The sequence below is a fragment of the Amycolatopsis sp. NPDC102389 genome, from assembly GCF_044765885.1.
Taxonomy (GTDB): Bacteria; Actinomycetota; Actinomycetes; order Mycobacteriales; family Pseudonocardiaceae; genus Amycolatopsis.
The window spans coordinates 1-9,273 of record NZ_JBIWKX010000118.1; the positions used below are offsets into that span (position 1 = coordinate 1).

The 9,273-nt window shown below is 68.0% G+C and carries 7 protein-coding genes; 5 read left to right on the forward strand and 2 right to left on the reverse strand.

What is annotated here, in order from left to right:
• Positions 1-291 precede the first annotated feature (291 nt).
• The gene (locus ACIRGA_RS40505; protein ID WP_400952756.1) at positions 292-1,677 is read right to left on the reverse strand and encodes an FAD-dependent oxidoreductase; all 1,386 of its coding nucleotides are present in this window, start codon (positions 1,675-1,677) and stop codon (positions 292-294) included.
• A gap of 19 nt (positions 1,678-1,696) precedes the next feature.
• Positions 1,697-3,091 (reverse strand): FAD-dependent oxidoreductase, encoded by a 1,395-nt coding sequence (locus tag ACIRGA_RS40510; RefSeq protein WP_400952760.1) that lies wholly within the window; start codon positions 3,089-3,091, stop codon positions 1,697-1,699.
• Between the two features lie 203 nt (positions 3,092-3,294).
• On the opposite strand from ACIRGA_RS40510, the gene ACIRGA_RS40515 reads away from it, so the two are divergent.
• The 5 genes from ACIRGA_RS40515 (at position 3,295) to ACIRGA_RS40535 (ending at position 9,093) form a co-directional block, all read left to right on the forward strand.
• Positions 3,295-4,683 carry an NAD(P)/FAD-dependent oxidoreductase gene (locus ACIRGA_RS40515; RefSeq protein ID WP_400952763.1) on the forward strand — a complete coding sequence of 463 codons (1,389 nt, stop codon included), beginning with the start codon at positions 3,295-3,297 and terminating at the stop codon, positions 4,681-4,683.
• 39 nt (positions 4,684-4,722) lie between these two features.
• Complete coding sequence (locus ACIRGA_RS40520; protein WP_400952766.1) at positions 4,723-5,988, forward strand: NAD(P)/FAD-dependent oxidoreductase; 1,266 nt, start codon at positions 4,723-4,725, stop codon at positions 5,986-5,988.
• An 11-nt stretch (positions 5,989-5,999) separates the two neighbouring features.
• Entirely contained in the window at positions 6,000-7,400 is a 1,401-nt protein-coding gene (locus ACIRGA_RS40525; protein WP_400952770.1) for a cation:proton antiporter, read from the forward strand.
• A 76-nt stretch (positions 7,401-7,476) separates the two neighbouring features.
• Positions 7,477-8,646, forward strand: a complete 1,170-nt coding sequence (locus ACIRGA_RS40530; protein ID WP_400952774.1) for an acyl-CoA dehydrogenase family protein — start codon at positions 7,477-7,479, stop codon at positions 8,644-8,646.
• 12 nt (positions 8,647-8,658) lie between these two features.
• Positions 8,659-9,093: an SgcJ/EcaC family oxidoreductase gene (locus ACIRGA_RS40535; protein ID WP_016336918.1), complete on the forward strand. Its 435-nt coding sequence runs from the start codon at positions 8,659-8,661 to the stop codon at positions 9,091-9,093.
• Positions 9,094-9,273 lie beyond the last annotated feature (180 nt).

Consider the following 9,273-nt stretch of genomic DNA (forward strand, 5'->3'; position numbering starts at 1 on the left):
CACAAGCCCTGGTCACCACGCCGACAGGCCGGTCAGTGTCCGTGAGGTCCTGAAACATCAACTGTCCGACATGTCCTGAACTCAGACAGAGGGTTAGAACCCTCATTGCCACTCACGACCCCCTTGCGAAACCGTGCGAACTACCCAAATCAGACACTCGCAGCTCGAAAAGTGTCCTTTGTGGACATGCACAGTGCGGTCAGCCCTCGTCGGTCAGCGCGGACCCAGGCCGCAAAGGGTGAGTGATAATGAGGGCTATTATAGAACCGTCCTTACCACTCACGAGGTTACTCAGGCCGCGCGCGACTCCCGATCGGCACGCGGCAACTCCGTCACCGTCGCCCGCGGCGCTGGACGCCGCCGGTTCGCCCGCAGCACCTTGAGCATCAGACCCGGCTTCATCAACGCGGTCGGCGGATCGATCAGCCCGGCCACCCGCATGAACGCCGCCGTGACGTCCGGATCGATCGTCGCCGCGTACTGGAGCTTCGCCATGTACGCGTTGCCCATCTTGACCTTGAGCGTCCGTTTCCCTTCCGTGCCGGGGAAGTCGAGGTCCCCGCTGGTCGAGATCTCCCACGGGTTGTCGACGACCTTGCCGATCTCGCGCAGGAACCGCCGCGAGTCCGGTCCGGACCGCCGCGAGAGGTGCTCGCGCAGCGCGATGGCCTCCATCGACGCGACCGTCATGCCCTGGCCGTACACCGGGTTGAAACTGCAGAACGCGTCACCGAGCACGAACAGCCGCTCCGGGAACCGCTTGAGCCGTTCGTAGCGCCGCCGCGAGCTCGCCGGGAACTTGAACGTCACCGGCTCGATCAACGGCTGGGCGTCCTTCACCGCTTCGTAGATCTCCGGAGCCGGCAACGACTTCACGTACTCGAGATAGCCGCGCGCGTCGGTCGGCGGGTGGTCGCCGAGGATGCCGGTGAGCGAAAGGATGCACTCGTTTTCGTTCACCTGCCCGAAGAACGCGCCACGCGGATGCTCGGGCGAGGCGACCGGATTGATCGACTGCCAGCCGTCGAACATCTCCGGCCGCTTGCGGAACATCCGGGTGGTGTAGGCCAGCCCGATCTTCACGCGTTCCTCGGACGGCCGTTCAAAGCCCAGCTCCTCCAGCCACACCGGCGTCCGCGAACCGCGTCCGGAGGCGTCGATGACCAGGTCCGCGCCGAGCCGCTCCTCCGCCGAACCGTCGCGCGCCTGCACGCGGACGCCGATGATCCGGTTGCCCTCCCGCGTGGCGAGCAGGCCGTGGACGTCGGTGCGTTCGCGGTAGGTGACGTTCGGCAGCGCCGCGGTGCGCTGTCGCAGATGATGTTCCAGTACCGGGCGCAGCGCGGTGATGGACGGCAGCCCGCTGTCGGCGGGTTTGACCTGCTTGCCGTTGAAGTACCACTTCATCCGCGCGAGGTCGCCGACCGGGACACCGGAGTCCCGCAGTTCGTCGAGCAGGTTCGGAAACAGCTCTTCGAGGATGAAGTAGCCACGCGCGTGCAGTCCGTGCGCGTGCCAGGTGTGCGGGGTGCCGCGCCGCGGCGTGTCGACGCCGAGCACCTCGTCGCGGTCCACGACCACGACCTCCCGATAGAACTCGGAAAGCACCCTCGCCGCCAGGGTGCCGGCGACGCTGCCGCCGATCACCACCGCGCGTTTGCCGACGGGTTCGTTCATGACCATGGCTCCTTGAAGCTCAGGCCGCGAGGTCGTCGGAGGCGGGCGGGGCCTGACCGATCGTGGCGGCAGGGGTGAGAGGTTCGGCCGTCTTGGCGCGCCGCGCGGTGCGCAGCACGCCGACCACCAGGCTCGGCCGCATCAGCGCGGTCGGCGGGTCGACCAGGCCGGCGGCCCGGAAGAACGCCTCGGTGAACCGGCCGTCGACGGTCGCGGCGGAGTGCAGCTTCGCCATGTAGGCGTTGCCCATCTTGACCTTCAGCGACCGCGGTCCCTCGACGCCGGGGAAGGCGAGGTCCCCGCCCGCCGAGATGTCCCACGGCACGTCGATGATCGGGCTGATCTCCTTGAAGAACCGCAGCGGCCGCACACCGCCCGCGTCGAGATGCGTGCCGAGCTGGGCGGCCTCCATGGCCGCGACGGTCATGCCCTGGCCGTACACCGGGTTGAACGCGCAGACGCCGTCCCCGATCACCAGCAGGCCTTCGGGGAAGCGGCGCAGCTTGTCGAACCGGCGGCGGACGCTGGCGGGCACCTTGAAGCTCGTGATCTCGCTGATCGGCTTCGCGGTGCGCACGGCCCGGTAGATCTCGGGCGCTTCCAGTGTCTTGGCGAATTCGAGGAAACCCTGGGCGTCACGCGGCGGGTGGTCCCCGAGCAGGCCGGTCTGGGACAGCAGCGCGACATTCCCCGGCAGGTTCACGAAGAACGCGCCGCGCGGGTTGGCAGGCGAGGCGACCGGGTTGATCGCCAGGTCGTCGCCGAACGGGTCGGTGTCCAGCTCGAACAGCCGCGAGGTGTAGGCCAGGTCGATCTTGATCTTCTCTTCGGCCGGGCGCTCGTAGCCGAGCTCCTCCAGCCATACCGACGAACGGCTGCCGCGGCCGGTGGCGTCGACGATGAGGTCGGCGGAAAGCGTCTCGGGCTCGGCGTCGTCGCCGGTCACGCGGACACCGGTGACGCGCGAGTGATCCCCGGTCGCGACCAGCGACTGGATCACCGTGCGCTCGCGGACCTCGACATTCGGCAGCGTGACGACGCGGGCACGGACGTGCTCTTCGAGTTCCGGTCGGGTCGCGGATACGCTGAGCAGGCCGGATTCCTTCTGCCGCAGGCGCTTCCCGTTGAAGTACCAGCGCAGGCTGCCGGACAGGTCCCCGCTGGGGATGCCGTCGGCGGTCAGCTCGGCCTGCAGGCCGGGGAAGAGGTCTTCGAGGATCTGCTGGCCACGTGCGAGCAGTGCGTGCGCGTGATGCGCCTGCGGCACGCCGCGGCGGGTGCCGGTGACGCCGACGATCGTGTCACGCTCGACGATCACGACGGAGCGGTAACGGTCCGAAAGCACACGGGCGGTCAGCAGGCCGGCCATGCCGCCGCCGAGCACGACGGCGCGTTCGCCAAGGTATTCGCCCATCGCGGGATTCCTCCAATAGGTCATCGGCCGGGCCGTCGGAGTCCGACACGGGAAGAATCGTCGTCCGCCACCGGGCCGGCAGCGTCTCTTCGACTGCTGTTTCAGGAAAGCGTTACAGGACAACGTGTTCTCGATTGGATCTCCATTCACGGTTGTTAGCGTCGGTCAAGTAATCCGGCTGTCGGCGTAGTTGGAGAGGTGTCATGCGCGCAACGACCCAGATCCTCGTGATCGGTGGTGGACCGGCGGGCTCCACCGCGGCCGGGCTTCTGGCCAAAGAGGGCTTCGAGGTCACCCTTCTCGAGCGGGAGCATTTCCCGCGCTATCACATCGGCGAATCGCTGCTGCCCTCGTGCCGCCCGATCCTGGAGCGTCTCGGGGTCTGGGACAAGATCGCCGCGGCCGGGTTCCAGCCCAAGGGCGGCGCCTACTACTTCTGGGGTCCCGAAGAATGGGAAGTGCGCTTCCGGCCGCACGGCCGCGACGGCAGCACCAGCGCGTGGCAGGTCATCCGCGCCGACTTCGACAAGATCCTCCTCGACCACGCGCGCGAAGTCGGCGTCGACGTCACCGAGGGCATCGCGGTGAAGAAGCTCGACTTCGACGGTGACCGCCCTGTCGCCGCGCACTGGGCCGAGGCGAAGAACCCGGCCAACAGCGGACGGATCGAGTTCGACTACCTCGTCGACGCGTCCGGCCGCGGCGGCGTGATGGCCACCAAGTACCTGAAGAACCGCAAGTTCCACAACGTCTTCCGCAACGTCGCGGCCTGGTCGTACTGGAAGGACGCGAAGGAGCTCGACCGCGGGCCGAGCGGCGCGATCACCGTCGCCTCGGTCGGTGACGGCTGGTTCTGGGGCATCCCGCTGCCCGACGGCACGATGAGCGTCGGGCTGGTCACCGGCAGGGACTCCTTCAACGCCGCGCGCAACGAACTCGGCGGCGTGGATCCGGTGTACCACAAGGCGATCGGCGACTGCCCGGCGATACAGCAACTGCTGGTCGAGGCCGAGCAGGTCACCGAGGTCAAGGTCGAGCAGGACTATTCGTACGCCGCCGAGCGGTTCCAGGGCCCCGGATTCCTGCTCGCCGGCGACGCCGCCTGCTTCCTCGACCCCCTGTTGTCGACCGGCGTGCACCTGGGCACCTACAGCGCCCTGATCGGCACCGCCGCGCTCAGCAGCGTCATCCGGGGTGAGATCAGCGAGAGCGAGGCCTGGGACTTCTACGAGGTCGTCTACCGCCGCGCCTACGAACGGCTGCTGGTGCTGGTGTCCACCTTCTACGAGAGCTACCGCGGCAAGGAGCACCACTTCTTCCGTGCGCAGCAACTGTCCGAAAAGGACTGGGCGGGGATGGACGTGCAAGCCGCGTTCGACCGGTTCGTCACCGGCATCGCCGACCTCGAGGACACCGAGGAGGTCTACCGCCGGATCCAGGGTCACCTGCTCGGCGACGAGAGCGGCAAGCACAACCCGCTGGACAACCTCAACCGCGTCCACGAGCACAAACAGGCGCCGGAGAAGCCCGAAAAGGCGATCAACGGGCTGTACCTGAGCTACGAGCCGCAGATCGGCATCCGGCGCGCGTGAGCGCCTCCAGTCCTCCATCGGCCCAGGAAGGGTTCACTCATGTCAGCCACGCTTCACGGTATGCCCGAGCGGTTCGACGTCATCGTCATCGGTGGCGGCCCGGCGGGCGCGACCTGCGCCGGACTCCTCGCGAAGGAGGGGCGTACGGTCCTGGTCCTCGAGCGCGAACGCTTTCCCCGCTACCACATCGGCGAATCCCTGATCCCGGTCGGCATGCGCCCGTTGCAGGAGCTGGACCTGCTCGAGCGTATGGAGGCCCGCGGTTTCGAGCGCAAGTACGGCGGCAGCCTGGTGTGGGGAAACCGGGACGTGCCTTGGAACTTCTCGTTCATGAAGGCCGCGGAAGGCACCTACGCCTACCACACGCGCCGTGCCGACCTGGACACGCTGATCCTCGACCGCGCCCGTGAACTCGGCGCGTACGTCGTGGAGGAGACGACGGTCAAGGACGTGATCCAGTCCGACACCGGCCGCGTCACCGGCGTCCGCTTCGCCCTGCGCGGTTCGGCCGGCGACTACGAGGCCAGCGCCTCGCTGGTCGTCGACGCGTCCGGGCAGTCACGGGTGATCGGCCGGAAGTTCAGCGACATCACCTGGCACAACGAGCTTCGCAACGTCGCGGTCTGGACCTACTACGACAACTGCGAGCGCCTGCCCGGCGACGAGTGGACCAACATCCTCATCGAAGGCACCGCCGACGGCTGGTTCTGGGGCATCCCGATCGACAAGGGCACGATGAGCGTCGGCTACGTGACCAAGTCGGATCTCGCCAACGCCGACGACAAGTCCCTGGAACAGCTCTTCCTGAGCGAGCGGGACAAGACCACGCGGCTCAAGGGGCTGTTGGCCAACGCCCGCCAGCACGCCGGCTACCGGACGGCACGGGACTGGTCCTACACCAACGAAACCTTCTACGGCGACGGCTGGGTGCTCGTCGGCGACGCGGCCGCTTTCGTCGACCCGCTGTTCTCCACCGGTGTCGCGCTGGCCACGCTGGCGGGCAGCTCACTGTCCAAAGTGGTCCACCGGATCCTGGAACACCCGGCCATCGAGGAGAAGGCGCTCGACCGGTACGCCGGGAACTACCGCGCGTTCTTCGACGAGATCCGTGATTTCGTCGAGCGGTTCTACGACCGGACCAAGTACAAGGAGTACTACTACGACCTCGCCCAGGAGGTCGTGGACCCCGAACAGCTCCACGCGCCGAGCATCGACTTCGTCACGCTGGTCTCCGGGCTGTCCGGCAAGCACCCGCTGCTGAAGATCAACCTCGACGACCTGGTCGCGAACGTCACCGGCCCCTGAACGGAAGGGACATGGTGGAGAGCGAACCCCGCACCGGTCGCCGGGCCCTGCTGGTCTACTTGGGACTCGTCGTGCTCCCCGTCGTGGCCGCGATCGTCCTGTTGGGACTGGGTGAAGGCGGCGCCGGTGTGGCCGCGGCGAAACAGGCGACCGGACCTTCGCTGGCACAGCTGCTGCTGGCGATCGCCGTCGTGGTCGGCGCCTGCAAGGTGGTGGGCTGGCTGGCCCAGCGGATCGGGCAGCCCGCGGTGATCGGCGAGATCACCGCGGGCATCCTGCTCGGCCCGTCGGTGCTCGGCGCGTTGTGGCCATCGGGCGCGGCCGTGCTGATCCCGAAGGCGACGGTGCCGCAACTGAACGTCGTGGCACAGCTCGGCGTGATCTTCTTCGTGTTCCTCGCCGGGCTGGAACTGAACACCACGCTGCTGCGCGGACGCGGGCGGCTCGCGCTCGTCGTCAGTCACGTCAGCATCGCGCTGCCGTTCCTGCTCGGCGTCGGGCTCGCCATGCTCGCCTACACCCGGTTCGGAGCGGGCGGCGGATTCCTGCCGTTCGCGCTCTTCTTCGGTGTGTCGATGAGCATCACCGCGTTGCCGGTGCTGGTGCGGATCCTGCACGAGATCGGGCTCTTCCGCAGCGAGATCGGCGTCGTGGCGCTGACCTGCGCGGTGGTCGACGACGTGACCGCGTGGAGCCTGCTGGCGCTGGTGATCGCGCTGACCACGGCGTCCTCGCTGTTCGGGGTGGTGCTGACGGTCGTGCTCACGGCGGCGTTCGTCGCGCTGCTCGGCCTGGTCGTCCGGCCGCTGCTGCGGAAGTTCGTGGCGGCGGCCCCGGCGGCACGGCTGCACAAGGTCGCGCCGCTGTCGGTGGTCGGGGTGCTGGTGTGCGCCATGGCGACCGAGTGGATCGGGGTGCACGCGATGTTCGGCGCGTTCGTGTTCGGGGTGGTTTTCCCGCGGGACAACCCGATCGCGACCTGGCTGCACGACAAGGCCGGCGGGCTGACGACGGCGTTGATGTTGCCGTTGTTCTTCGCCTACAGCGGTTTGCGCACCGACCTCGGCCTGCTTTCCGGCGGCGGGGCGTGGCTCTGGTGCGGCGCGATCCTGCTCGTGGCCGTCGCGGGCAAGTTCGGCGGCTCGGCGCTGGCCGCGCGGGCGGTCGGCGAGAACTGGAACCGGTCGCTGCAGGTGGGTGCGTTGATGAACTGCCGCGGCCTGACCGAATTGGTCGTGCTCAACATCGGGCTCGACCTCGGCGTGCTCTCCCCGACGCTGTTCACCATGCTGGTGATCATGGCGCTGGTCTCGACCGCGATGGCGGCGCCGATGGCGACCTGGTTCGCCCGCCGCGACGGCCAGAACGTGGTCGATTTCCTCGGCCGCACCTCCGAACGTGCGGCAGCCTGACGCACCGGCAAACGGGAAGACGCCCTGCCGTCCGCCCGCTGCGAAGCTGGACCAGTCGACGATCTAGGAGGTCAAGGTGTCGAGCACCGATGTTCCGACGCGGGAGGAACTGGTTCGCCGCGTGGCCGAACTCGCCCCCGCACTGAAGAAGCACTCGAACTGGCAGGAACAGAACCGGCGGGTGCACGAGGAATCCATCGAAGCACTGGCCGACGCCGGCGTCTTCAAGCTGCGCCGCCCCAAGCGTTACGGCGGCTACGAGGCCGACACCCGCACCCTGGTCGACGTCGCCACCGAGATCGGCCGGGCCGACGGCTCGACCTCCTGGGTGGCCTCGGTGTACTGGATCCCGACCTGGATGGCCTGCCAGTTCCCGGAGGCGGTGCAGGACGAGGTGTTCGCCACCCCGGACGTGCGCGTCTGCGGCACGCTGAGCCCGTCCGCGATGGCCGCGCCGGTCGACGGCGGGATCGTGGTGAACGGCAAATGGGGCTTCATCAGCGGGGCCCTGCACGCGCAGTGGCAGGAGATCATCGCGATCCTCGTACCGCCGGAGGGTGAGCCGTACCCGATCATGGCGCTGGTGCCGATCTCGGATCTGCTGATCGTGGACGACTGGGACACCTCGGGCCTGCGCGGCACCGGCAGCGTTTCGACGGTGGCACAGGACGTCTTCATCCCGGCGGAGCGGGTGCTCCCGCTGCCCGTGGTGTTGGAAGGCGCTTCCGGCGGTTCGTCCTCGATCTACCGGGCGCCGCTGCTTCCGGTCGCCTCCGCGTCTTCGGTGGGCACTCTGGTGGGGATGGCGAAGGGCGCGCAGGACACGTTCCTCAAGCGCCTGCCGGACCGCAAGATCACTTACACCGCTTACGATTCGCAGCGCGAGGCCCCGATCACGCACCACCAGGTGGCCGAATCGGCGCTGAAGATCGACGAGGCCGGGTTCCACGCGCACCGTCTGTCCACTTTGGTCGACTCGAAGGTCGCGGACGGCACTCCGTGGAAGCTCGAGGAACGCGCGATCGCGCGGGCCGACCTCGGTGCCGTGGTACGCCTCGCCAAGGAAGGCATCGACATCCTCGCCGGCGCCTCCGGCGGTTCGTCGGTGTACCACGGCATCCCGATCCAGCGCATCGCCCGCGACGTCGCCGCGGTCAACCTCCACGCGCTGATGCACCCCAACACCAACACCGAGCTGTACGGCCGCGTGCTCTGCGGGCTCGAGCCCAACACCCTCTACATCTAGGAGGATCCTCCGATGACCACGACCGAAACCGGCACGGCCGCGGACCAGGCGGCGATCGCGGCGCTGACCCAGAAGGTGATCGCCGCGTGGGCCTACCACGACGCCGACGCCTTCGCCGGCGTCTTCACCGAAGACGGGACGATGATCCTTCCCGGCGTCTTCAAGAAGGGCCGCGACGACATCCGGGCGTTCCTGGTGGAATCCTTCGCGGGCAACTACAAGGGCACCCAGGTCACCGGCCGTCCGCTGGAGATCCGCTTCTTCACCCCGGACTCCGGCGTCCTGATCACCCAGGGCGGCGTGCTCGGCCCGGGCGAGACCGAGGTCGCGGACTCGCAGTCGATCCGCGCTTCGTGGACGGTCGTCAAGCGGGACGGCGCTTGGCAGCTGGCGTCCTATCAGAACACTCCGGCCAAGCAGCAGCTGCCGAAGCCGGGCACTGTCTGACCTCTCCTCCCCATCGGAACCCGGGCCTCCCTCCTCAGGGCCCGGGTTCCGCCCTTTTCGGGTCCGGGCTGTCCGGCCGCCGGCATGTCGCGAAAGCCACTTTCGAGACATCAGACCTGGATCCACCGATGTTTGTGGTGAGTTGATCGTGTCGTAGGCGCGCAGATGCCCTCTGACTTG